The sequence below is a fragment of the Maribacter polysiphoniae genome (assembly GCF_003148665.1).
In the GTDB taxonomy this organism is placed as follows: domain Bacteria; phylum Bacteroidota; class Bacteroidia; order Flavobacteriales; family Flavobacteriaceae; genus Maribacter_A; species Maribacter_A polysiphoniae.
On record NZ_QGGQ01000005.1, the window covers coordinates 169,860 to 195,206 of the forward strand.

Annotated in this window: 20 protein-coding genes and 1 tRNA gene; 11 read left to right on the forward strand and 10 right to left on the reverse strand. The window is 40.7% G+C overall.

Annotated features, from left to right (window positions below; genetic code table 11):
• A complete protein-coding gene (locus LX92_RS12610; protein ID WP_109651117.1) occupies positions 1 to 3,087 on the reverse strand; it encodes a hypothetical protein in 3,087 nt (1,028 codons plus the stop codon).
• A gap of 219 nt (positions 3,088 to 3,306) precedes the next feature.
• Between LX92_RS12610 and LX92_RS12615 the strand changes: the two genes are divergently transcribed.
• Positions 3,307 to 4,449, forward strand: a complete 1,143-nt coding sequence (locus tag LX92_RS12615; protein ID WP_109651118.1) for a response regulator — start codon at positions 3,307 to 3,309, stop codon at positions 4,447 to 4,449.
• Positions 4,450 to 4,579: 130 nt separating this feature from the next.
• On the opposite strand, the gene LX92_RS12620 is transcribed toward LX92_RS12615, so the two are convergent.
• From LX92_RS12620 to LX92_RS12630, 3 genes are all read right to left on the reverse strand, one after another.
• The gene (locus LX92_RS12620) at positions 4,580 to 5,680 is read right to left on the reverse strand and encodes a DUF4407 domain-containing protein (protein ID WP_109651119.1); all 1,101 of its coding nucleotides are present in this window, start codon (positions 5,678 to 5,680) and stop codon (positions 4,580 to 4,582) included.
• A gap of 219 nt (positions 5,681 to 5,899) precedes the next feature.
• Positions 5,900 to 7,861 carry a M56 family metallopeptidase gene (locus LX92_RS12625; protein WP_109651120.1) on the reverse strand — a complete coding sequence of 654 codons (1,962 nt, stop codon included), beginning with the start codon at positions 7,859 to 7,861 and terminating at the stop codon, positions 5,900 to 5,902.
• Between the two features lie 3 nt (positions 7,862 to 7,864).
• Positions 7,865 to 8,230, reverse strand: a complete 366-nt coding sequence (locus tag LX92_RS12630) for a BlaI/MecI/CopY family transcriptional regulator (protein ID WP_109651121.1) — start codon at positions 8,228 to 8,230, stop codon at positions 7,865 to 7,867.
• 161 nt (positions 8,231 to 8,391) lie between these two features.
• Between LX92_RS12630 and LX92_RS12635 the strand changes: the two genes are divergently transcribed.
• Positions 8,392 to 8,970 (forward strand): PhnA domain-containing protein, encoded by a 579-nt coding sequence (locus tag LX92_RS12635; protein ID WP_109651123.1) that lies wholly within the window; start codon positions 8,392 to 8,394, stop codon positions 8,968 to 8,970.
• 105 nt (positions 8,971 to 9,075) lie between these two features.
• Here the strand turns inward: LX92_RS12635 and LX92_RS12640 are convergent, their stop codons facing one another.
• The gene (locus LX92_RS12640; protein ID WP_109651125.1) at positions 9,076 to 10,464 is read right to left on the reverse strand and encodes a dipeptidase; all 1,389 of its coding nucleotides are present in this window, start codon (positions 10,462 to 10,464) and stop codon (positions 9,076 to 9,078) included.
• Between the two features lie 125 nt (positions 10,465 to 10,589).
• Here LX92_RS12640 and LX92_RS12645 point away from each other — a divergent pair.
• Together LX92_RS12645 and LX92_RS12655 are read left to right on the forward strand one after the other, a co-directional pair.
• Positions 10,590 to 10,671: transfer RNA gene (locus LX92_RS12645), tRNA-Leu, on the forward strand.
• A 539-nt stretch (positions 10,672 to 11,210) separates the two neighbouring features.
• On the forward strand, positions 11,211 to 12,719 hold the full coding sequence (locus tag LX92_RS12655) for a family 43 glycosylhydrolase (RefSeq protein ID WP_170117844.1): 1,509 nt from the start codon (positions 11,211 to 11,213) through the stop codon (positions 12,717 to 12,719).
• Positions 12,720 to 13,239: 520 nt separating this feature from the next.
• On the opposite strand, the gene LX92_RS22910 is transcribed toward LX92_RS12655, so the two are convergent.
• The 3 genes from LX92_RS22910 to LX92_RS12665 all read right to left on the reverse strand — a co-directional run bounded on the left by LX92_RS22910 (position 13,240) and on the right by LX92_RS12665 (position 15,492).
• Positions 13,240 to 13,368 carry a hypothetical protein gene (locus tag LX92_RS22910; RefSeq protein WP_262509846.1) on the reverse strand — a complete coding sequence of 43 codons (129 nt, stop codon included), beginning with the start codon at positions 13,366 to 13,368 and terminating at the stop codon, positions 13,240 to 13,242.
• Positions 13,369 to 13,971: 603 nt separating this feature from the next.
• Complete coding sequence (locus LX92_RS12660) at positions 13,972 to 14,238, reverse strand: hypothetical protein (protein WP_109651132.1); 267 nt, start codon at positions 14,236 to 14,238, stop codon at positions 13,972 to 13,974.
• 18 nt (positions 14,239 to 14,256) lie between these two features.
• A complete protein-coding gene (locus LX92_RS12665; protein WP_109651134.1) occupies positions 14,257 to 15,492 on the reverse strand; it encodes a 3-deoxy-D-manno-octulosonic acid transferase in 1,236 nt (411 codons plus the stop codon).
• A gap of 82 nt (positions 15,493 to 15,574) precedes the next feature.
• Here LX92_RS12665 and LX92_RS12670 point away from each other — a divergent pair, with 82 nt between their 5' ends.
• The 3 genes from LX92_RS12670 (at position 15,575) to LX92_RS12680 (ending at position 18,247) form a co-directional block, all read left to right on the forward strand.
• A complete protein-coding gene (locus LX92_RS12670) occupies positions 15,575 to 16,732 on the forward strand; it encodes a DegT/DnrJ/EryC1/StrS family aminotransferase (RefSeq protein ID WP_109651136.1) in 1,158 nt (385 codons plus the stop codon).
• 44 nt (positions 16,733 to 16,776) lie between these two features.
• The gene (galE, locus tag LX92_RS12675) at positions 16,777 to 17,793 is read left to right on the forward strand and encodes a UDP-glucose 4-epimerase GalE (protein ID WP_109651138.1); all 1,017 of its coding nucleotides are present in this window, start codon (positions 16,777 to 16,779) and stop codon (positions 17,791 to 17,793) included.
• A gap of 97 nt (positions 17,794 to 17,890) precedes the next feature.
• Positions 17,891 to 18,247, forward strand: a complete 357-nt coding sequence (locus LX92_RS12680; RefSeq protein ID WP_109651140.1) for a hypothetical protein — start codon at positions 17,891 to 17,893, stop codon at positions 18,245 to 18,247.
• On the opposite strand, the gene LX92_RS12685 is transcribed toward LX92_RS12680, so the two are convergent.
• Positions 18,244 to 18,744, reverse strand: a complete 501-nt coding sequence (locus LX92_RS12685; RefSeq protein ID WP_109651143.1) for a porin family protein — start codon at positions 18,742 to 18,744, stop codon at positions 18,244 to 18,246. The genes LX92_RS12680 and LX92_RS12685 overlap by 4 nt on opposite strands.
• A 216-nt stretch (positions 18,745 to 18,960) precedes the next feature.
• On the opposite strand from LX92_RS12685, the gene LX92_RS12690 reads away from it, so the two are divergent.
• From LX92_RS12690 to LX92_RS12700, 3 genes are all read left to right on the forward strand, one after another.
• Positions 18,961 to 21,756 carry a 2-oxoglutarate dehydrogenase E1 component gene (locus tag LX92_RS12690; RefSeq protein ID WP_109651145.1) on the forward strand — a complete coding sequence of 932 codons (2,796 nt, stop codon included), beginning with the start codon at positions 18,961 to 18,963 and terminating at the stop codon, positions 21,754 to 21,756.
• Positions 21,757 to 21,784: 28 nt separating this feature from the next.
• Positions 21,785 to 22,999 (forward strand): 2-oxoglutarate dehydrogenase complex dihydrolipoyllysine-residue succinyltransferase, encoded by a 1,215-nt coding sequence (gene odhB, locus LX92_RS12695; RefSeq protein WP_109651146.1) that lies wholly within the window; start codon positions 21,785 to 21,787, stop codon positions 22,997 to 22,999.
• Positions 23,000 to 23,124: 125 nt separating this feature from the next.
• Positions 23,125 to 23,862 (forward strand): transporter family protein, encoded by a 738-nt coding sequence (locus LX92_RS12700; RefSeq protein ID WP_170117845.1) that lies wholly within the window; start codon positions 23,125 to 23,127, stop codon positions 23,860 to 23,862.
• Positions 23,863 to 24,009: 147 nt separating this feature from the next.
• On the opposite strand, the gene LX92_RS12705 is transcribed toward LX92_RS12700, so the two are convergent.
• Positions 24,010 to 24,453 (reverse strand): retropepsin-like aspartic protease, encoded by a 444-nt coding sequence (locus LX92_RS12705; RefSeq protein ID WP_109651150.1) that lies wholly within the window; start codon positions 24,451 to 24,453, stop codon positions 24,010 to 24,012.
• Between the two features lie 124 nt (positions 24,454 to 24,577).
• Here LX92_RS12705 and LX92_RS12710 point away from each other — a divergent pair, with 124 nt between their 5' ends.
• Positions 24,578 to 25,345 carry a TatD family hydrolase gene (locus LX92_RS12710; protein ID WP_109651152.1) on the forward strand — a complete coding sequence of 256 codons (768 nt, stop codon included), beginning with the start codon at positions 24,578 to 24,580 and terminating at the stop codon, positions 25,343 to 25,345.
• The last annotated feature ends 2 nt before the right edge of the window (positions 25,346 to 25,347 follow it).

Here is a 25,347-nt window from a genome sequence, read left to right on the forward strand (position 1 = left end):
TTATTTGGGATTTCCTATGTAACTATTGACTTCAAACTTGATAAAACCAAAACCATCGCCTCCATATTTCTGCAGCTGGTTTTTACCATGGTCATTATCTCTTAAGGGAATCATTTTTTTCGCTATTTCAGAATTCGGCAATCCATTCACAAAACAAAATTCCAAACTGGAATTGATAAGGTCTATTCTAGAGAGTCCCATGGTTTGATAATCAAAAAATTGTTTTCTTTGGATACGTACACCTTCCGTCAAAAATTTATGGTCTACCCAAAGAAGCTCTTTATCGTTGTTATAATAAGAAATCAACAATTGGGGAATAGTGACTTCTTGAATACCTGAATTGAACAGTACCCCTTCAATGCGACCATCGGTAATGTGTATCTCTTGTATGGCCACTTCCTTGTACAAATCGGTGTTAGCCACATTTCCTGCACATTGCAGATTGAATTTAGTTGGCTGTTCTTCCAAATTAACGGGGGTGAATTCATCAGGGTCGAAAGTTGCAGGCATATTTTCCTCTGTGGAGGACCAGGCAATACCTTCAAAATTTATCTTAAAGTTGGTGGTTTCCTTCGGCATTAGTTTGTGCTTAATGTGGTATTTTGCATTGTAATTTGCAAGCTCGACATCATCATTGTTATATAGAGTTCCCTTTAAAACGACGTCGGCCGGGACATTATCAACATTTTGTAATTCGCCTATAATTGAAAACCTCCCGTTAAGTTTTACCAGTTTGGCTGATAGTATTTCTAGAACAGGCTGTTTTAGAACATCCTCATGATGTGTCTGTTGGGTGGTAATCCTTCGCTTGCCGTGATTGTAAAAGGTGGTTCCACTGGAAGTGAAAAGCTGATCGGGAGGTAGGTCATTGTTGAAACCCAGTGGTTTTATATACCATTTCCCTCGTTTTTTTACCAGTTCGTGATAATGTTCTTTGTTTACTTTCTCCAATGGGGTGATGTATCGTGTGCCTACGTGTACCTTAGCACTGTTCTCGGTTTTTTCCAATACCGTAATGCCAATGGAATCCAATTTTGCATAGGAGCTTAAAATGCCATCGGTTACCGAAACTTCCAACATATATTGCGATAAGGTTACATCGCTTTCAGGATTTAAATAAGAATATGCTTTCTGAAACTCCTTGAAGTCCATGGCATCATAATAGGCATGTACAACATTTTCCGGGGAAAGCTGGGTATTGTTCTTTAGATAGAATTCATATCCTCCATAAGAAAGACAGAGTAGCACAAAGCTTGCCCAAATATGATTGACGGTCACTAATTTTTTTGAAAACCCATGGTACGGGATAGTATACCTTAAATAAGGGGGGTCGGGTATTTTTTTTGATTTCAATACCCTGTACCAGACCAATTGAATATTAATGATGAATGCCAAAATAATCGTCAGGATCGGAATAATGCCCCACATGATCTTTAAAAAAGTGGGTACGTCTTCTTTGGGTAAAATAGAGGGTACGGGGGGTACATTCAATTTTTCCCACACCATAATGCCATTTTCCAATTGTTGCAATCGTTGCCAACCACAGAAGTACAATATGGGATCGTAGAATTTGTCATTGGAGAAGATATATTTAAGGTTGTATTTCTCAGGTACGGTTAAAAATTGTTGTAATGATCCGATACCCTCAACGCCCCTGAATTTTGAGTTTTCCAGTCGTTCGATTGCCCGAGTTGTTAATTCCGGCAAGCGTCGTGCGGAATGGTAGTTCCCGTCTACGGTCATTGCGTTGGTTTGGGCAGAGAGCCATGCCATTTGGTCTCCAAACCCCAAGGGCAAATACCTCCACTGGTCGTGTTGATCTTGGTTCAGGAAATTAACAATGGGTAGCATCTTTATTTTTGATGGTTGCGACGGTCTAAAATAACCGAGACTCATGGTGAAAATGACCATAAACAATATACCACCGACTAATAATCCACCTAATATTCTATGATACACCGCGCCAAACCGATTTTGTAAGTTGGTTTTTAGATCACCTTCGACCATGCGATAGGTGAATTCACCCAACAAGGGTAACGCCATAATGGTTGCCCAAAGGGTAAAGCGGTCCAAGGTTAATATATTGAAAGCCGTTTCCCCCAATATTTTTAAAGGAATCGGTGTGGTACCACCTGTTCCTAAGATGGTCAACATGGTAATTGATAATCCGAAAAACAGGTAACGTTTACTAAAATATCTGTAAAAGATATAAGGCATAATAAAAAGTAGAATTCCCCAAGGAATCATAAAAAAAACCAATCCTGATGAGGTAACCTCAAGAAAATTATCCCTGGATCCATGGGGTATGGGTACCTGTGTTATGGGATTTTTTTTTGAATTTATCCAATAGGGGAGAATGCAGACCACAATCAACACCAATGAGGAAGATCCAAACCCGACGATACGCCAAAAGAGTTTTTTGAAAGTTTGTATAAAGACCTTGAACGTTATTGTCTTATTGGTCTTTACTCGGTCCTTTGAGGCATCCATTATGACCATTCCAATTAAGGGAAAGACAAAGAACACCATACCAAAAATGGGGGTCACATGATGTGAGGTAACTGTTACCGCAATGAGGGAAAGACTAGTGGCTAAATATTTCCATTTACCTGTTTTGATCCAGGAATAGATTTCGGGTAAAGCATGTAAAAGCACAGATAATCCAATGATACTGGGCAATTGACCAAAAATATGCAATGTTTCAACAAATGTCGATGAGAAAACAGCCATTAGGGCTGTATATCCGGCTACTTTTCGGTTTCCGGTCATTAATAATCCAAACCGATAAGCCCCCGTAATAAAAAGAATAATGCCGATCAAGGCTACTGTGAACATACCAAATTTGAGTCCACCAATATAGGATAGCAAAGCAATTGATTGATGGACCAAGGGGGGATAAGCCTGAACTGTAAACCCCGTGTACCACCTATAATCCCACGGTTCAAACCAACTATTGGCATAATGGTCGGCAAAGAATAAATGGATCAAAGCATCATAGGTGTATTCAAGAGTAAAGAATATGCTTGAACCGTGAAAAGCCACCCCTATGAAAAGGGCTAAAATAAGTAAGATATTGGTTCTATTCATAGGTGACTATCGTAGGAAAATATAACAAGGTAAAGATAGATATATTGTGGTATTACCTCATTATCAACCATCGATGGCTTAAAACCATTCGACTATAGAAAAGCCCCATTGACCTTTTACTGCCGAAAATGGAAGTTGGTTGTTTCTACTTTCGCCTCAGAAATCATTAAAACCAAATTGATTTTTTTACCATTTATCTGAAACATTAAAACTTAACCTATGAAAATTTTGACCATTGACGACCAGCAGCTGATATTATTGTCTGTAGAAAAAAGACTTACAGAACAGGGCTATGAAGTAGAAACCGCCAATTGTGGCCAATTGGGCATCGAATTGTTCGACACTTTTCAACCGGATTTGGTTATTGTCGATATCAATATGCCAGTTATGTCCGGTTTGGAAGTCGTGAAACATATCCGTGTCAATAAAAAATCCCACACACCTATTATGGTAATGTCCGGAAACACCAATGAAAAGATAATCGTTGACGGATTTGACTTGGGGATTGACGATTATATGAAAAAACCGGTCAGTTTAGATGAGGTAGTAGCCCGTGTAAAACGCATATTGGGGAATACAGCGAAACAAGCAATTATCAGAAAAGAGGACAATACCCAAATGTTGCAAAAATATTGTGTGGGTGTTGTCATTCCTTGCTATAATGAGGAAGATCGCTTGTCTAGTGTATTGTTCCAGGAATTTGCACATAAAAACCTTGGATATCATTTATGTTTTGTAAACGATGGCAGTACGGACAATACCTTGGCTGTTTTGGAAGACCTGCGAAAAGGTAATGAAGATACCATCAGTATCTATAATTGTGAAAAAAATGGAGGAAAGGCCGAAGCGGTTCGCCAAGGGATACTTCATTTATCCAAAGATCCACAATTGGATTATATAGGATATCTCGATGCCGATCTTTCAACAGATTTTGAAGATTTTGATGAGTTGGTCCAAACGCTTGAAAATTCTGATTTCAAGATAGTAAGTGGTTCTAGGATCAGTAGGATGGGTGCAGACATCACCAAGGAATCTGCCCGAAAAATAATCAGTATGACCATTAATTTCATCATTCAAAAGATTTTGGGAATGCCTTTTAAGGATACGCAATGCGGAGCTAAGATCATGGATCGTGAGATTGCGTCCTTAATGTTCGATAAAAAGTTCATTACCCGCTGGTTGTTTGATGTTGAGATCTTCATGCGCATGCGTAAATATTACGGCAGGGAAAAAGTACAGGGTTTGATTTGTGAGCAACCTTTGAAACGTTGGATACATGCTGACGGTTCCAAGTTATCCATGAAAGATTCCATAACGATTGTAGGACAATTGGCAAGAATCGCTGTACAGTACAACACCTAAACAAATTTAGGCTAGGAATTGACAACCGTACGATCAAAGTGTATGTCAGTTTGGTTTAATTAAAAACTATGATATAAAAAAACCAACCAGGATTTATGGTTGGTTTTTCGGTTTTTAAGGATTCTCCAAGTTACAAACGCTTTACCTGTAAAGCATGAAAAGCATCGGCCTGAAGTTTAAGGAGTTCTTCGGCTTTTTGTTTTTTATGGGCATATACGGCTTCTTCCTCTTCGATTTCGTTATAGATTTTAGTGTTCAAAGCAATATCGGTAGCCAAAATCTGTTCGCGTTGTTGTACTTTTTGGGCTACCCAGGTTTTTAGAATACTTTCCTCTTCTTCCTGTTTTATGTCATATTCACCCTTAGGGGCCAACAATTTGGCTATAATCGGCGAAGTCTCAATAGCTAGGAACAAAAGAAAAATGAAGAATGAGGGAAACCAAGGTAACTTACCAAGGGCATTAATACGAGCCATGAGTCCATCAAAACCGTCGATAATGGGTTGTGAGGTATTTACAGCGTTATTGTAATCGGTGTTTAAAGCTGCAATTTGCGATTCCAATGTTGCTATTTTTTCGGCGTTGGCAGTCTTCAATTGTTGCAATTCGGCCAAGGCGGCATCGTGTTTTTCCCGTTTTTCACCATAAACAGGGCCTTTTCCCAAAAGACCTGTTCCTGCGGTGCCCTCGGCTTCACTAATATAGGTGTCGTAAAGGACATTGGTTTCGGCTTCCTTTGTTGATACTTCAGTTTTTAACGTCGTGATATCCTGATTCAATTTTTCGATCAAAGGGGTGTATTGCATTGCTATTTGATCTTTGTTGGCCAACGTGAGTTCGTTTTTTTGTTCCAATAATACCTGGTTGATTTCCTTTTCAAAAATCTTCATTTCCAAAGGTTTTGAAATGACTACGGCAATTATCACGGCCAAGATAATACGAGGTGTGGCTTGTAGTAGTTCATTGGCAAAACTATTGCGTTTCTTTATGGTAGAAACGATAAAACGATCCAAATTAAAAATCAACAGCCCCCAAATAAGTCCAAAAAAGATAGCCGTATAGAGGGTGTCAAAAACGGTGAACAGGGCATAGGCGCTAGCCAAAAAAGCCATTACAGCAGTGAAGAACACCGTGGCGCCGATACCGGCATATTTATTTTGTTCACCTTGTGAACAGGTTTGGAGTAAGGTGGCATCTGCCCCCGAGCAGAGGATAAAAAAGCGTTGTAACATAGTGTTCTGATTTTGATTGATGATGGCAATACTACGGTCAGTTCGAGCGCAGTCGAGAACTTTTGATCATGGTTCTATACTAAATCTGAATTGGTCGTAGTACTGCAAAATGTTTCATATAGATAGTTAGAACGCCATCTACGATGATTTGTTACAAAAAAGCCTCGATTTTCGAGGCTTTGGTGTAAAATTTATGATAAATGGGGCATTTTAATATGTTCAATGGCGGATTTTGACAATTGGAGGATTGTCGTTCTTCTGATTGATATCTATACTGAGGTCTTCATCTTTTGTTAAAAGGTTAAGAGCCTTATCTGGTGTAATCTCTTTGCCTTTATAATAAAACAAAGCACCTTTCATGTCCATTTCAATTAGAAGATCTAATGGAGAAATAGTTTTTTGGGGTTCTGGTGGTGTTGGAATATCATTTGTTTCTTCAAACTCTGCTTTATCCTCTTTTTGAAGAAAAAAACCAGTTTTCTTAGCCGATGAGATTGCATCTGGTGTGTTAAGGTTATCATAGGGGTCTTGATTTGCTATGATTTCTTGCATTATGCTATCTGCATTATGGTCTAGGGGACTTGGAGGTACGGGAGGTGTGGGAGGTTCAGGTAAATCAGGGAAGGGTTCCGCATTTTCTTTTTGCTCATGGGTCATTAATCCATGTAGGTATTCCAATCTTTCAACATCTGATTTAAGAATATGAATTTCTTTGGCATCACTCAATTGACGATTATATTTTTTGGCTAAAGCATTGTACTCTATAATTTGTTTTTTAGTGACACCTTCCTGAGGAGGGCATTCGGGAAAAGGGACTGCTTCATTTCTCTGTTGCCCACTCATCGATTGGTAGATATTTTCCAAAATTCGGAGGTCCTTCAATGGAATTCTCCTAGAGGCAAGAGGTTGTTGGTTGTACTTTTGGGCTAAGGAATTGAATGTCCGTATTTGGGCGATGGTAGCTCCCTTTTGTGTATTGATGTCGCGATTCGGGTCAAAAGATGCCTCAGGACCAATAAGGTTGACTTGTGCCACCCCATAATCGATTAAAACAGCTTCTACATTTTTCAAAATTTCAATGGGGGCTTCCGCAGCTGGTCGAATTATGGCGCGTATCCTATTGGAGCGTTGTTCCTTGGTCAAATTCGTATGGTGTTTTAGTAAAAAGCTTTTAAGGCGCTCTATGGGGATGACAGTGCTGTCCCCTGCAAGGATTTCACCTTTTTTCGAAATTCGAATTTCTATGGTTTCTGATCGTAGTGATTGTCCAATACTTTGCGGGTCCTGTTCAGGGGATATTGGGGCTGCAACTACTTTCCTGTCACTAAAAGCATAAAGCATTATGGCTAATAGGGGTGGGACGAATACACTTCTTAAGACAATGGCTTTTTTTGATGTTTTTGTTTTCATGACTGTAAATCGTTTTTTGATTGATGAATAATTGATGGCGTTAGCCAACTCGACTGAAGGTGAACTATAGGGATTTGATGAGAATCCCAGTAATATTTTTTGATATGTATTTGATGGAATGCCATGGGTGAGTACCTCCCGGTCAGCCAAAAATTCATGGTTTAGTTTTATGGCTTTTTTAGTTAAATAAACAAGTGGATTAAACCAGAATAATACCTGTATCAATTCAATAAGCAGTATATCGACACTGTGTTTCTGCTTGGCGTGGGTCTCTTCGTGTAATAGGACTTCCTTTGGGATCTGATTGGTTTCGAATCTTTGCTTGTTTAGGAAGATATAATGGAAGAATGTATGGGGTATTACACGGTTTTGCATCAATACATGGGTAATCCTATTGAATTTGTACTTTGGGTTTATATGTATGCGATGAAGAATCAGGTAGAGGTTTTTTAAGAATTTAAATCCGAAAACCAGAACCCCCAGGCCATAAAGTCCCCATAAGAATGTTGGTAAATAGGCCATCGGGTCAATATCGTTATGTGTGTTGATCGCATTTTGAACGGTTGAACCGGTTTCATCCTGAAACTGTTGTATATGGGGTAAGGAACCATATTCGACAATGGTAATCAAGGGGATGCCTAAAGCGGCAACCAAGACCCCGATCAAATAAAAACGCTTAAAGGTGTGCATGTTTTCCCTTTCAAGAAACAACTTGTAAAAGGCCAAGAATATGGCTAGACAAGTCCCGGACTTTATGAGGTATAAAAACATAGGTTACTTTTTTTCAAGTTCTTTGTCGATCATCGCTTTTAATTCCTCCAACTCGGTTTTGCTGAGGTTGGTTTCTTGGGTGAAAAATGAAGCGAATTGTGAGGCGCTGTCATTAAAGAAGTTCTTGATCAATCCGTTGACGTGTTTCGAGAAATAATCTTTCTTTTTTACCGTCGGATAATATTCTCGGGAACGACCATAACTTTTGTAGGCAACAAAACCCTTGTCGGTCATTCTTTTTAGCAAAGTGGCAATGGTCGTATTGGCCGGTTTTGGATCAGGATAAGCATTCAATAAATCCTTAAGGAACGCTTTTTGCTGCTGCCACAAAATATTCATGAGTTCTTCCTCTGTTTTTGATAATTGCACGTTCTACGTTTTTAGAATTACTTCTACAAACATAGAATAAATAATTTAATTCTACAAATGTAGAGTATAAAATGCGGTAGTAAGTCATTCAAAAATGAGGCTTCCATACATGGGAAATATTATTTATATGTAGCTTTGCAGCTCTTAAAAAAATATATATAATGGGTTTATTGGAAGACTTACAAGCGAGAAGCGGTGCAAAATGTGAAATATGTGGGGCAACGGAAAATTTGAAAATCTATGAAGTACCCCCGGTATCGACAGGTGGTGTTGATGGTAGTTTATTGGGTTGTGAAACTTGTTTAAGTCAGATTGAGGACCCGGATTCGGTAGACCCTAACCATTGGCGTTGTTTGAATGATAGTATGTGGAGCGAACATCCTCCTGTACAAGTAGTGGCCTGGCGCATGCTTTCCCGATTGAAATCTGAAGGATGGCCCCAGGATCTGCTCGATATGATGTATTTGGATGATGAACTACTGGCTTGGGCGAAGGCCACAGGGGAAGGTCAGGATGAATCTGAGAAGATCATTCACAGGGATGTGAACGGCGTCATATTGGAAAATGGGGATAGTGTGGTCCTTATCAAAGATTTGAAGGTAAAAGGATCTAGTATGGTGGCTAAGCAGGGAACCGCTGTAAGGCGTATTTCCTTGGATAGGGAGAATGCTGAATATATCGAAGGCAAGGTAGGTGCCCAGCAAATCGTTATTATCACGAAGTACGTTAAAAAGTTATAAGTTAAAAGTGCTAAGTGCGGAGTGCTGAATATAGGATTGAAATTATACTTTTAATCCAGCACTCTTCACCTAGAAAAGAGCTATTGCTTTTTGATTTAATTGGCCTTAGGCCATCATTTCCGTGAAATACTTGAAAAAGTATGGAATGGTCTCAATGCCCTTGTAGTAAAACCAGAGTCCAAAATGCTCATTGGGTGAATGTATGGCATCGCTATCCGAACCAAAGCCCAACAATATGGATTTACTACCCAATTCTTTCTCGAAAAGGGATACAATGGGAATACTACCGCCACTTCGTTGGGGTATTGGGGTTTTGCCAAAAGTCGTTTCATAGGCTTTGGCGGCAGCTTTATAGGCTATAGTGTCAATAGGGGTAACGTAGCCTTGGCCTCCATGATGTGGTGTTACTTTTACTTTTACACCTTTTGGGGCGATATTGGTAAAATGCTTCACAAAAAGATCGGTAATCACTTCCCATTCTTGATGGGGGACCAAACGCATCGATATTTTGGCGTAAGCCTTACTTGGAATTACGGTTTTGGCCCCTTCACCCGTGTAGCCACCCCATATTCCATTAACGTCCAAGGTGGGTCTAATGGAGTTCCGTTCGTTGGTGGTATATCCTTTTTCGCCGTATACACTTTCAATATCCAACGCCTTTTGGTAGGCATTGATATCGAATGGGGCTTTGGCCATTTCGGCTCTTTCTTCAGAAGATAATTCCTCTACCTTATCATAGAACCCTGGAATGGTAATATGGTTGTCCTCATCATGCAGCGAAGCGATCATTTTCGTTAATATATTGATGGGATTTGCGACAGCCCCTCCGTATAGGCCGGAATGCAGGTCACGATTGGGTCCTGTCACTTCTACTTCAACATAACTCAAACCACGTAAACCTGTGGTAATCGAAGGATATTCCTTACTGATCATTCCAGTGTCGGAAATCAAGATCACATCATTCTTTAATTTCTCCCTGTTATTGGCGACATAGGTCGCAATATTGACGCTGCCAACTTCTTCTTCCCCTTCAATCATGAATTTAACGTTACAGGGGAGTTGATTGGTCTTTACCATAAACTCCAAGGCTTTTACATGCATGTACATCTGACCTTTATCATCACTGGCACCTCTTGCGAATATCGCCCCTTCAGGGTGTTCTTCGGTTTCTTTGATAACCGGTTCAAAAGGGGGTGAGTCCCAAAGCTCAACGGGATCGGGGGGTTGAACGTCATAATGGCCATAGACCAGAACGGTTGGTAGGTTGGGGTCGATTATTTTTTCACCATATACAATTGGGTAGCCATCGGTCTCACATATTTCAACGTGATCACACCCTGCTTCGTCCAATGCTTTCCCCACCATTTCCGCAGTGTTGATCACATCCTGTGAAAAAGCCGAATCTGCGCTGATCGAAGGCATTTTGAGAAGCTCGATAATCTCGGTTAAAAATCGTTCTTTGTTCTTCGCTACGTACTCTTTACTATTTTGCATGTATATGGCTTTGTTAGAAATTCAAAATTACAAAAAGAACTTTTTAAAGAGAGAGTATCGTAAATTGAAATTTTGCTTTATATTTGCATCCCGATAATCAAATTAGGATTAAGGATTATTGTTTTGCGGGCGTGGTGGAATTGGTAGACACGCTAGACTTAGGATCTAGTGCCGCAAGGTGTGAGAGTTCGAGTCTCTCCGCCCGTACAAAGCGAAAGCCGACTTTTAGGAGTCGGCTTTTTTGTTTTTAAACTGTACTATTTGCTCCTCATAATAGTGGTTGAGGGGGCATTGAGTACGGTAAAAGGGTTGTCGCTATTCCACTGCATTCCAAATATTCCTTTTAGGATATTGTTTTTGTTCCCATTACATACCTACAAAAATAAAGGTGGTTTGATTGGAACCTCCTTTCTCATTCATTTTAAGGGGAATAGTATGGTTCGGAATTACATTCTCCATGAAATCATACTTAAACGGCCCCTGGCATTGTTGAATACCATTAGGATTGGAGGATACTTGTTTGGATGCTAATATTGGCGCTTTCGTTTTCCTCTTGTGTGGCAAAATCACACAGGATGGGTTCAAATAGTTTATTTTTGGGTTCCAGTCGATAACGCAATTTATTTGATCGGACAGAATTTAGTTAAATGGGAAACTAAAAAAACCAATTACATTGTACCATAATAGGTGTGCAACGAATAATGAATGAAATACCCGCATGTACAATAAAAACCGAATCCTTGATTATGATTGAATTTTACAAAATCCTTTTGGCCCTATTGTGTGTCAATTATGTCGCACAGGCACAAGAAATTAAAAACTTCGATCAAAATGGGGAACAGATTACCCGTTTTGATGAACTTGGAAATGCGGTGGACGCCCATGACGGTAAAATTGCCTATTTCAATGACACTTATTATTTATATGGAACGAGTTACGACTGTGGCTTTGAATGGCAAAATGAAGTGGCACGTTTTTGTGGTTTTAAATCCTATTCTTCCAAGGATATGGTTCATTGGAAGGACGAAGGCTTTTTATTTGACGCACAGACACCTTTGTGGCAATCTCGATGTGATGGAAAAACCTATGGCTGTTTTCGCCCCCATGTGGTTTATAATAAAAAAAATAAAAACTATGTGCTTTGGATAAATGTTTACGACAACGTTACGGGATACCGCGTATTTACCGCAAAAAAACCTACTGGGCCATTTGTTGAAGTGGAGCAACCAAGAATTGAGGTTAATAAGGATAAACCTGCGGCTGGTTTAAACAATGGGGACCATGATCTTTTTGTGGATGATGACGGAACCTGTTATCTCGCTATTACGGACTGGAGAACTACAGGGACAATTGCGATTGAGCAACTTAATGATGACTATTTGTCTGGAACAGGTAAAGTGGCTACGTTAATTACTTCCGGGCGTACAGAGGCACCCGGGCTTTTTAAACGAAAGGGTATTTATTACGTTACTTACTCCGATCCAAACTGTGGTTACTGTTCAGGTACGGGAACCTCCTATAAAACCGCTAGTTCTCCATTGGGACCTTGGTCAGAAGGCACAAAAATCAGTGACAATTCTTGTGGTGGGCAACCTTCTTTTGTGTCGGTCATGAAAATTAATTCCGATACCATTTATCTTTATGGTAGTGACCTTTGGAATAATGCGGCAAGAAATGAAGCCTTGGCCAATTTTTATTGGGCTCCTCTTACCTTTGCGGAAGATGGCTCCATAAATCCAATGGATTGTATTAAATCCTTTGTTCTGGACAAAAAGGGGGAGGAAAATAAGGTTGATGACCAAATCACAACAAATGGGGATTATAAAGCCTCATGTGACATTGGAGGGGGAATTCAGCGCTCCCAGTCATTCACGGCGAGTTCTAGTGGTACGTTAAAGTCATTTTCAATTACGACATTGAAAAGTGGGTACCCTACTGCGGATTTAACCCTTACTTTCTATGAGTCTCCAGACGGTTTAACAAAGAAAGGTAGTCCCCTTGCAACCGTAGTTATCCCCCAAAATACGCTTGGTTGGTCTGCACGAAACATCACCACAACCCCTTCCTTTGATTTGACTTTAGGCAAACGATATATGGTGATCCTTAAGTCAACTACCAATACGGGATGTTATGGGTTTGCGTATAGTGGTACTGTGTTGAATGCTGATGAAATTGCATCGATTAGTACAGACAATGGCGAAAATTTTATACCTGAAAAAAATAGCAAACTGAAATACAACTTGGTAATCGAATAGAATTTTCTACGTTATTGGTGATCAATAGGTTCGTGTCCATGGTTGGGTTAACAAATACATCGACTTCAAAATAAAAAAAACCGGGGCTGCCCTAGGGCATCATCCATATTGTCAACGGGGAGTTTGTACTTATTGCCCTTACACTTATTAATATATGTCCCATCGAAAACATACCCGCCTTTGATTAAAGGTTAAGGTTTCGGTGGTTGCTTATTTACATACTGGGTCTTTAATAACGAAATAGGCCTTCGCATATGGGTTCACTAATTGGGCGTTGTCATCAAGCATTTCCTCAAAATGGGGAATCCCCCGATGGGCATCTTTACTATACCGATAGAACCTTCCAGTACAAGGGTGCTATATTTCTCTGAGGCGATTTGGTAAAGTTGTTTTTATAAAGGAAAATGATGCGGTGTCATTGGTCGGTAGAGCATAAAAAAAAGTCCATTATTAAAATGGACTTGTTATTTTTCAGAATAAATTAGGAGGTAATATTTGGGGAAATCTTAGTTCGATCGCATTAAATGATTCCAACGGCAGCCAATAAAAGTCCACCAACTACGGATAGCAAAATCGCGATTAAAACCACAACCATAATACCCAAAAAAAGGTTGAGTATTTTAGTGCCAAATGTAATTTCTTGCTCCATGATTTTATTAATTTATTACAATTTAAGAAAATACGGCTTAAAATCCATCTGTTTTCAGCGATAATTCGACTAAAAGGCTGTTCCTTAGTATGTTTCTTGGGTGTAATACCTGTTTATTCGATGAAAAGCAGGGCTGAATTAGTCCTTAGCCTTACGTCCACTGAGCCTATCACTATTTCCTCTAAGGAAATCCCTTTGGTTTCGGGCATCATAAAAAGAGTTCAAGAACAATTGTTGTGTTTATGTAATTGATTGGGTTAACCTATAGAGGAAGAATGCTACATTTTTCACACCCCTGAACTGGGTCCTAAAGGCGGTTCATGCTTAATTATGGTGTTTTTTAATCGTTGGTTTTTAGTATTGGGAATAATCGAGTAAAACTTATATTGGGATTATTCTTTCATTTTAGTAGTAAATCAGGGTATTCCCACAAGGGAAATAGGAAGACATCCATAGCGTATAAGACCATGTCATTTCGACGGAGGGGGGAACGAGCGACGGGAAATCCCATAACCATATTCTAGTGCGATTCCTCTTCGAACCTCATTCGGAATTAAGTTGGAGTTTATAAGTTGGTTTGAGTAAATCCAACACCCCAATAGCTTAGGAATATAGCATGGCCACTTTAGGTTTCAGCGTATCCAGGTCCCTTGATTGCTTCCGCTTTTTTAAAATACTATCCTGGTTGTTGCTGTTCGGGACGGCCTTGTTCTTTTTGTTGGGGTCGGATTTCAATTTTTGGAGTTCCTCGGCAGGAGGGGTGTTGTCCTCTTGATTTGGTGGATTGACCTTTCTCCCTTGTCGGTTACCACAAGAATGGGTCAATATACTTAACAAGGCCAAAAGCATAAAAATTTGGGGAATTCTCATAGTGGCTACATATTCGTGTCATAGTAATGTACGAACGTATGCCATAATTTGGATGCTTGCCCCTTTATTCCCATTTACATAATCCGCATTGACCTGACCGGTTTTCCTTAAATAATCCGGGTTTTCCAATAATTGGGTTATTGTGGTGTCGAATTCAGCACGGTCTTTGATTACCAGGATGCCTTTTTTAAGGACCAAGGCCTTTGCTTCATTGAATTTCGAAAAGTCCGGGCCAATGATAATGGGGATGCCAAAAACAGCCGGTTCGAGGGTGTTGTGCAGCCCGGTGGCAAAAGCACCACCCACATAGGCGATATTCGAATAACTGTATATTTTGGTCAAAAGGCCTATGGTGTCAATAATCAATACATCAAACTGGCTAGGGTCATTATTTTCCCATTCGGAATAGAGCAAGGTTTTTTTGGTGATTGATTTTTTTAAGTCCGTAATGTGTTCCGGTTTTATGTTATGCGGGGCGAGAACGAACTTTAAAGGGGATTGGGTTTCATTGATGAACGGGAGCATAATGGCTTCATCCTCGGGCCAAGTGCTTCCAGCCACAAAACAGGGGGAAGTTCCTTTGAACTGCTCCATAAATGGAAGTTTGTTGTCCCTTTCCAGAATTTCGGCGACCCGATCAAATCGGGTGTCACCACTTAGTGTTATGTTGTTGAGGCCAATCCCTTTCAACAGGTTCACCGATTTTTCATCCTGAACAAAGAATTGGGTAAATGTGTCAAGAGCCTTACGCATGATGCCTCCATACCATTTGAAAAATATTTGGTCTTTTCTGAAAATGGCCGATATCAAAACGGTCGGGATGTTATTGTCGCCCAAAACTTTTAAATAATTGGGCCAGATTTCATATTTGACGAATATCGCTAGCTTGGGATTGACCGTGGCTATAAACCGTTTGGCATTGTCCAGGGTGTCGATGGGTAGATAGATGACGGCATCTGCCACGGGTGTGTTTTTTTTCACTTCGTAGCCAGAGGGGGAAAAAAAGCTGATCAGTATTTGGTAAGTTGGGTATTCGGCTTTGATTTTTTCCATGACGGGAAGGCCCTGTTCAAATTCCCCCAATGAGGCAACATGAAACCAGATAACATCCTTTTTTTTATCAATGGTTTTTTGAAGAATAGGGAAAGTGTCTTTTCTACCTTGAACGAATAGTTTGATTTTTGGATGGAAAAATGCTACTATTTTCAAGAAGAACCACGTGATTTGTGCGATAAGATTGTAGATATGATTCACTTGGTTATGGTTTGTGGCTAAAATACGTTTCTTTCCAGAATTGTTCCTTATTTTTGCACTGTTACTATGCTAAAACTTGCAGATGCGAAAAATACAAATGGTTGACCTAAATGGTCAATACCAATCCATCAAAGAGCAAATAAACTCATCGATATCAAATATTCTGGATACTTCGGCATTTATCAATGGTCCCGAAGTGCACGCCTTTCAAAAAGAACTGGAGGAATATTTAGGGGTAAAACATGTGATACCCTGTGCCAACGGTACGGATGCATTACAAATTGCCATGATGGGTTTAGGATTGCAGCCCGGTGATGAGGTTATTACCGTGGATTTTACCTTTGCGGCCACCGTTGAGGTAGTTGCCTTGCTCCAATTGACACCGGTTTTGGTCGATGTCGAAAAAGATACCTTCAATATCGATATTGCAGCCGCAGAGCGGGCAATAACCCCAAAGACAAAGGCGATTGTCCCCGTACACCTATTTGGTCAATGTGCCAATATGGATGCCATTATGGCCTTGGCCAAAAAACACGATTTATTCGTTATTGAGGATAATGCCCAAGCCATTGGAGCCACGTATAAGTGGGCCGATGGTTCAAAACAAATGGCCGGAACCATTGGTCATGTAGGTGCCACTTCATTTTTCCCTTCTAAAAACTTGGGATGCTATGGCGATGGAGGTGCTATTTTTACCAATGATGATGCTTTGGCGCACACCATTAGGGGTATTGTGAACCATGGTATGTACGAAAGGTACCATCATGATGTTGTGGGTGTGAATTCACGCCTAGACTCCATTCAGGCCGCAGTCCTAAGGGCGAAACTTCCACTTTTGGATAGCTATTGCGATGCTCGTAGAAAAGCGGCACGGGCATATTCAAAAGCATTTAAAGGCCAAGAACATATTGTTGTTCCTGTGACCGTGAACAATTGCGGGGAGATTTGTGATACCTGTGACTGCCATGTCTTTCATCAGTACACCTTGCGTATTACCAATGGAAAACGCGATGCCTTGGTAGCGCACTTAGGGGAAAAACAAATTCCATGTGGGGTGTATTACCCTATACCTTTACATAGTCAAAAAGCCTATGCAGATGAACGGTATAGTGAATCGGATTTCCCGGTGACCAATCAATTGGTGAAAGAGGTTGTTTCACTTCCCATGCATACCGAACTCGATGAAGAACAAATAGATTTTATTACTGAGACGGTTATCCGTTTTGTTAATGGCGAATAAACGCACTTTTTAATAGAATTGAATTTCAAAATAAACAAGATTATATGAAAGTATTGGTAACAGGTGGATTGGGTTTTATAGGCTCACATACCGTAGTGGAGCTTCAGAATGAAGGGTATGAGGTCGTTATTATTGATGATTGTTCCAATTCCTCTGAAAAAGTACTCGATGGTATCACTGCGATAACAGGAAAGAGGCCATTGTTCGAAAAAATTGATTTAAAGGAAAAATCGAAGGTGGAGGATTTTTTCAAAAGACATACCGATGTGCAAGGTGTAATTCACTTTGCGGCCTCAAAAGCCGTCGGGGAAAGTGTTGAAAAACCCTTGTTGTATTATGAAAACAACATTGGTACCCTTGTTTATTTATTGAAGGAACTATCAAGGAAATCGAAATCCAGTTTTATATTCAGTTCTAGTTGTACCGTTTATGGTCAGGCAGATACCATGCCTATTACTGAGAATGCCCCTGTTAAGGCTGCAGAATCGCCATATGGCAATACCAAGCAAATGGGCGAGGAGATCATAAGGGACACCTGTAAGGTCACCGAAGGCCTAAATGCCATTGCCCTGCGTTATTTCAATCCTATGGGGGCCCATCCCAGTTCTGAGATTGGGGAACTACCCATTGGGGTGCCACAAAACCTCGTGCCATTCATTACACAGACGGGGGTAGGCCTACGGGAACAGTTGTCTGTTTTCGGGGACGATTATCCCACTTCAGATGGCACTTGTGTCCGTGATTACATCTATGTGGTGGATTTGGCAAAAGCCCATGTTGTTGCACTTCAGCGTTTGTTGGGTGGGAAGAACAAGACGAATTACGAGGTGTTTAATGTAGGTACGGGAAAAGGAAGCACTGTTCTTGAGGTAATCAAAAGTTTTGAAAAGGTGTCAGGTAAAAAACTCAATTATAAAATTGTGGATAGAAGACCTGGGGACATCACTTCGGCCTATGCCGATACCACCCTTGCCAATGAAGAGCTTGGCTGGAAAGCACAATTTACCTTGGATGAGGCTATGAAATCAGCTTGGGATTGGGAACAAAAGATAAGAAGCTGAATGTAAGGGGTTGATTCCTGTCTTTTTTGTAAAGCCAATTCATAGGTTAGTATAGAAAGGAATAAACCAAAAACAGTTTGGGAAACGTATTTAGTTTATGGAACTTGATTTTGTAGATAGCAATGAGCTTTTGGCGAATGCCCAAGCTGAAAACCTTTACGGCAAGTTGGTGCTTCAGGTAAAGAAGGACTTCGGACTTGCCAATATCCCCATTGACCTTGCCGATACTGTTTCACCTGGACACCTGCGGGTCTTTATGCATGAGAAGATTTATTTTTTGATCATGGAGAAATTCACCGATTACCTCAATCTACTCTATGTGGTCGATGTCCCGGAAAAATCCTTTAATCAGATTCATGTAACCGATGCGGTTGAGGTTGCCGAACAGGTTTCGTTACTGGTCTTGAAAAGGGAGTTCCAAAAAGTCTGGTTAAAAGAAAAATACTCTTCCTAAAAATAGACGCGTACAAAAGGCATAAGTGCATTGGCATAAATGCTTTTATCATCATCGTATAATACATCATACCGAAGACCGAAGGTCACATTCTGGTTGCTATAACCTATGCCGAGGAAAAGTGCCGGGGACCAATAATTATCTTCCCTGTTGCCTCCGTCCAGCGCATACGTTCTATTGATTCTCAATTGTTCCAGTTCCCCTGATAATTGAATGTTGGGGATAGGGTTGTAAAGCGATAGAATACTACCGCCATAGGCAAATAATTTGTCTTCGTTGAATTTGGCATAATTGAAATTGAGGCTTACCCCCGTGGCGAACTGGTCATTCACTTGGTATATGGCACTGGGTGAGATTGAAGCGTTAAAGCTTTCATTGGTAAAGCCTAAACCTATACCGCCCCCAAAACGTACATTGTTCCAGAAATCATTGGAAGTTTTTTGGCCTAAACAGGAAAATCCGATGAGAAAAACCAGGGATAACATGTAATGTTTCATTTCGAATTGATTTTGTATATTATAATGGTTGTTGTTGCTTTTTGAGCAATATTACCAATGAAGATACGCCTAGATATAGGAAATATTGTATTTTTGATCAGGTTTTGTTGTTAAAACAATATTTGAAATTCAGGAATCATTATTTCAAACAAATTAGAAAGAATTAGACTCGTCACCAGACGGGATTTGCTTCTTATTATAAGATAGAGCACATACATGGATAAATATTCCTTTTTAAATGCGGCGCATACTTCCTATTTCGCGGAAGTGTACGACAAATATTTAACGGACCCCGATAGTGTTGAGCCTAGTTGGAGGGCATTTTTTCAAGGTTTTGATTTTGGGGTTGAAAGTTCATCGGAAAAGACCGGTGATCCACTTCAAAAGGGAGATGGAGCTACATCCTTGATCGCGGATGGTCAAGTGCCGGAACACATGCAAAAAGAGTTTCGGGTAGTCCGCTTGATCAATGGATACCGTACCCGGGGCCATCTTTTCACCAAGACCAATCCGGTTCGTAAGCGTAGGACATATGTTCCTACATTGGATTTGGAGCATTTTGGGTTGAGTGACCAGGATTTGGATACCGTATTCACCGCCGGTGAGGTTATTGGGTTAGGACCTAATACATTGCGCGATATTATCGGACATTTACAACGTATTTACTGTGATTCCATTGGGGTTGAGTATATCTATATCCGTAAGCCCGAATTTGTGGACTGGATCCAGAATTGGGTGAATGTAAACGATAACCATCCTGATTTCAGTAATGATCAAAAGAAACATATCTTAAAAAAACTGAATCAGGCAGTATCCTTTGAAAGTTTTCTCCATACCAAATACGTGGGTCAAAAGCGATTTTCCCTTGAGGGGAACGAGTCGCTGATTCCTGCTTTGGACGCCATCGTTGAAAGAGCGGCCGAAATGGGGGTCGAACAGTTTGTCATGGGAATGGCCCACAGGGGTAGGCTCAATGTTCTTACGAACATCTTTGGTAAATCGGCCAAAGCTATTTTCAGTGAATTTGACGGGAAGGATTACGAGCAAGAGATTTTCGATGGTGATGTCAAATACCATTTAGGTTGGACTTCCGATAGGAAATCGGATAATGGCAATAAGATCAAAATGAACATTGCCCCCAATCCATCTCATTTAGAGACGGTAGGACCCGTGGTCGAAGGTATCGTAAGGGCCAAACAAGATGCTCACTATAAGGATGATTTTTCAAAGGTTATACCGATTATTGTACATGGTGATGCGGCCATTGCCGGCCAAGGGGTAGTTTATGAAGTGGTGCAAATGGCAAAGCTTGATGGCTACAAGACGAATGGTACCATACATATTGTAGTGAACAACCAGATCGGTTTTACCACCAATTATTTGGACGCAAGATCTTCAACCTATTGTACCGATGTGGGTAAGGTTACTTTAAGTCCGGTATTGCATGTGAATGCGGATGATCCAGAGGCAGTTTGCCATGCGGCATTGTTTGCATTGGAATATCGTATGCGTTTCAATACTGACGTTTTTATAGATTTATTGGGGTATAGGAAATATGGACATAATGAGGGTGATGAACCTAGGTTTACCCAACCCAAACTTTATAAGGCTATTGCCAAACATAAAAACCCCCGGGATATCTATGCTGAAAGATTGATTGCCGAAGGGGTTATTGAAGAGGGGCATGTAAGGCAATTGGAGCAAGAATACAAAGCCTCCTTGGAAGAGGAACTCGAAGATTCAAGAAAAGAGGATAAGACGATCATAACACCTTTCATGGCCGATGAATGGAAGGATTTCACTCCGGTTCGCGAATGGGAGATGTTGGATCGTGTGGATACGACCTATGATAGGGATAAATTGAGTCAAATAGCGAAAGTACTGACCGAACTCCCTGAAGACAAAAAATTTCTCAGGAAAGTGGTCAAATTGGTTGCCGACCGAAAGAAAATGTTCTTTGAAACCGATAAACTGGATTGGGCCATGGGCGAGTTGTTGGCTTATGGAACACTCCTCGAAGAAGGTTTTGGGGTGCGTATGTCGGGTCAGGATGTCGAAAGGGGTACTTTTTCCCATCGACATGCTGTTATGAAAGTCGAAGAAAGTGAAGAGGAGATAATGCTTTTGAACCATATATCTGAAAACCAAGGTGATTTTCAGATTTACAATTCCTTACTGTCGGAATATGCAGTCGTTGGTTTTGATTATGGTTATGCCATGGCGAGCCCAAATACCTTGACCATCTGGGAAGCCCAGTTCGGTGATTTCAGTAATGGGGCCCAAATAATGATCGACCAATACATATCCGCAGCAGAGGATAAATGGAAGTTGCAGAACGGATTGGTAATGTTCTTGCCCCATGGTTATGAGGGGCAGGGTGCAGAACACTCTTCTGCCCGTATGGAAAGGTATTTGCAATTATGTGCTAGGGATAATATGTACATTGCCGATGTTACCACACCGGCCCAAATGTTCCATATTTTGAGAAGGCAAATGAAGGTTGGTTTTAGGAAACCACTGATTATTTTTACACCAAAGAGCCTGCTGCGCCATCCAAAAGCTGTTTCCGCTGTTGATGACTTTGTTTCTGGTGGATTCCAGGAAGTATTGGATGATGGGTTGGCAGACGTTGAAAAGGTAAGGTCATTGGTGTTCTGTACCGGTAAATTCTATTATGACCTTTTGGCTGAACGGGAAAAATTGAATAGGGATGACGTTGCATTGGTTAGGATAGAGCAATTATTTCCGTTGCCCATTAACCAAATAGACGCTATCTTGGAAAAATACAACCAAGCCGATGATTTGGTTTGGGCACAGGAAGAGCCACGGAACATGGGTGCCTGGAGCCATCTTATGATGCATTATCCTAAATCGGACAGCTTTAGGGTGGCATCGCGAAGATTCTATGCCTCACCAGCGGCGGGTAGTGCCGTTCGCTCCAAGAACAGACACCAACAAGTGTTGGATTTTGTTTTTGATAAGAGCAAGGATAATATGACAAGACCTAAATAAAGAAATAAAACATCTAATTATTTAAAGAATGATTTTAGAAATGAAAGTCCCCTCACCGGGAGAATCAATTACCGAGGTTGAGATTGCGGAATGGTTGGTCGAGGATGGCGATTATGTTGAAAAGGACCAGGCTATAGCCGAGGTCGATTCTGACAAGGCAACATTGGAGCTTCCTGCAGAGGCAAGTGGTATTATCACTTTGAAGGCGGAAGTTGGGGATGCTGTTGAAGTAGGAGCTGTTGTTTGTTTGATCGATACATCCGCAGCTAAACCGGAAGGATCCGAATCAAAGGCCGTCGCACCGGAAGCGGCCAAACCGGAAATGGCAACACCAAAAGCGGAGGCAAAACAGGAAACTACCTATGCAACAGGATCGGCGTCACCAGCGGCTAAAAAAATATTGGCGGAAAAGAATCTTGATGCGGCGCAAATTAAAGGCACTGGCAAGGATGGTAGAATCACCAAGGAAGACGCTGTAAATGCTGTGCCTTCAATGGGGACTATACCGAATTGGGGAAGTCGCGGGGAAAAACGTTCAAAACTTTCCATGTTGCGCAGAAAAGTGGCCGAGCGATTGGTGTCGGCGAAGAACGAAACAGCCATGTTGACTACATTCAATGAAGTGGACATGTCACCCATTTTTGAACTTCGAAAAAAATATAAAGAGGATTTTAAGGCGAAACATGGTGTAAGTCTAGGATTTATGTCATTTTTTACCAAGGCTGTGGTACGGGCACTTGATATGTACCCTGCGGTAAATTCCATGATCGAAGGTAAAGAGATGATCTCTTATGAGTTTGCCGATATCAGTATCGCGGTGTCAGGTCCCAAAGGATTAATGGTACCTGTAATACGGAATGCGGAAAAATTAACCTTTAGGGGTGTTGAGGCCGAAGTAAAACGTTTGGCGATTCGTGCCCGTGAAGGTGAGATTACAGTGGATGAAATGACTGGAGGAACGTTTACCATTACCAATGGAGGGGTATTCGGGTCGATGTTGTCGACTCCTATAATCAATCCACCACAAAGTGCGATTTTGGGTATGCATAATATCGTTGAGCGCCCAATCGTCAGAAATGGTGAAATCGTGGCCGCTCCGATCATGTATGTGGCCCTGTCCTATGATCATAGGATTATCGATGGTAAGGAATCCGTAGGTTTCTTGGTTGCCGTGAAGGAAGCCTTGGAAAATCCGGAAGAATTGTTAATGGACAATGATGTGAAAAAGGCGTTGGAGTTCTAATAACGCCGTTTCCCTTTATAATAGGAATCCTGAACTGTATGGTTCAGGATTTTTTTTATGACAAATATCATCTTTATTTAGACTCATTAAAAATAAATTCGACCCTGATTCAATACAAGGGGATAATGAGGGGTTTTGTTTTAAGTGTTCTTTCGGTAGTCTTTGTTTGTTGTAACCTATTAGGGCAGACCGTGGAGCCATCTGCTGCCGTAGGAAAGGACATATTGCAATTGGAGTTTGAAACCCTGTATTCGGTTGAAAAATCCGCAACATTGAAAAACACCACATGGAATATTCCCAATGTCCTTGTTCGTTATGGTTTGTCAGATAATGTGGAGCTGCAATTACATACGCCCTTTACCAAAGACCGTTGTTTTGAGAATAATGGATTGACCAGTACCATTTTTAGTTTTAAGGAAGTTGAGCTAGGGGTATCATTAAACTTGTGGGGACAAAGGAATATAAGACCTGAAGCCGCTATCTTGGTAAGGGCTATATCGGCAACGGAGTCATTCGGTTTTAAGGAAATCGGTAATATGGTTTCCTTGAATTTCTCAAATACCATTGGCCAAAAGTTCACATTGGGGTATAATATTGGAACAACCACCGATTTGGATAAGCACACCTCCGGATTTTATGTTTTGAATTTGGATTATGCCCCGAATCCAAAAATCCATTTTTTTGTGGAAAATACCGTAAATTTCAATTGGGATTCAATGCGGTCCAATTGTATAGGATTAGGTGCAGGGTTTAAAATGGGGGGTAATCTATTCGTGGATTTTTCAGCGGCCAAAAGTCTTTTGCATGATATGTTCTATACGGGAGCTATTGTAACTTGGGCCATCAATACCAAAAAGCCATAGGTCATTTGATTCTTGGGAAATGTAACTTAAGGGGTATAATTTTTTTACTGCTTACCCACTGTGAATTTATAGGCGTTCGCGGTGATTGTGAATCACGGTTCTTGTAGGGATTGTTGGAAGGAATATCGGTTGCGAAGAACGATTTTGTTATTTCAGTTTCAGGTATAAAAAACACCCTTTGTAATCGATTACAGCTTTTCCTCTTTTTAAGACATCGGCACCGATGATGCCATCAACGGGTAGGGCGTTATGGGTCGTGAGCGCTTCATTTACATGGGTGAGGTCGAACAAAACGATTTTTTGCTTTTTTTTGCTCCATTTTCCGATTTCAATCCTGTTTTTGGTCGATATCATGGTTTCCATATTGGAGGATCCAGCCCCGGCTGCCTTTATTTCCGATTCCTTGGAAACTAACTTGAAAAGTTCAATTTTATCAAATCCGATACAGGTGTTCGAGGCCCCTGTGTCAAGAATAAACCGACCGGGAATACCGTTGATTTTAGCGACGACCTCAAAATGGTTGGTGGCGGTATATACCAAGGGTATTCTGATGTAGTTTTTTTTACGTAAAAACTTTTTGAGGCTCAACATTTATTTTTTTGATAAAGATAAGGCTATTTTTGTTCCTTGAAATGGGCTTTATGGTGGTTGGTGCGAATCAAATGATCCATAAGCGCATCATGTCTGATTGTTAAATAGGAAATAATAGCTATAAATGATTTTAACAGATACACACACCCATCTTTACAGCGAGGCTTTTGATGAAGATCGCGATGAGGTGATACGAAATGCCATGAAAAAGGGTGTGAATCGTTTTTTTATTCCGGCCATAGATTCGACCTATACCGAGGCAATGTTCGCATTGGAGGCAGCTTATCCCGAGAATGTGTTTTTGATGACGGGACTTCATCCGACGCATGTCAAGGGGGGTTTTAAGGATGAATTGGAACATGTCGTGAAATTGTTGTCTGAAAGGAAGTTTTATGCGATTGGTGAAATAGGGATTGATCTGTATTGGGATAAAACCTTCCTAAAAGAACAGCAGGAAGCCTTCCGATCTCAAATTAAGTTGGCGAAAAAGCATGGTTTGCCCATAGTGATCCATTGTAGGGAGGCCTTTGAGGAAGTATTCGAGGTGCTTGAAAGTGAAAAAGGGGACGATTTGTATGGTATTTTCCACTGTTTTACAGGGACCTTGGAACAAGCGAAAAGAGCTATTTCATACAATATGAAATTGGGTATCGGAGGGGTAGTGACCTTTAAGAATGGCAAGATAGATACCTTTTTACAACATGTGGATGTTACGGATATCGTTTTGGAAACCGATGCGCCCTACCTGGCTCCCGTACCCTTTAGGGGAAAACGGAATGAAAGTGCTTATTTGGACCTTGTGGCAGATAAGTTGGCGGGCATTTACGGTATGGATAAAAACGAGCTTGCCAAGATTACCACGGAAAATTCAAAACAAGTATTCGGTATTTGATA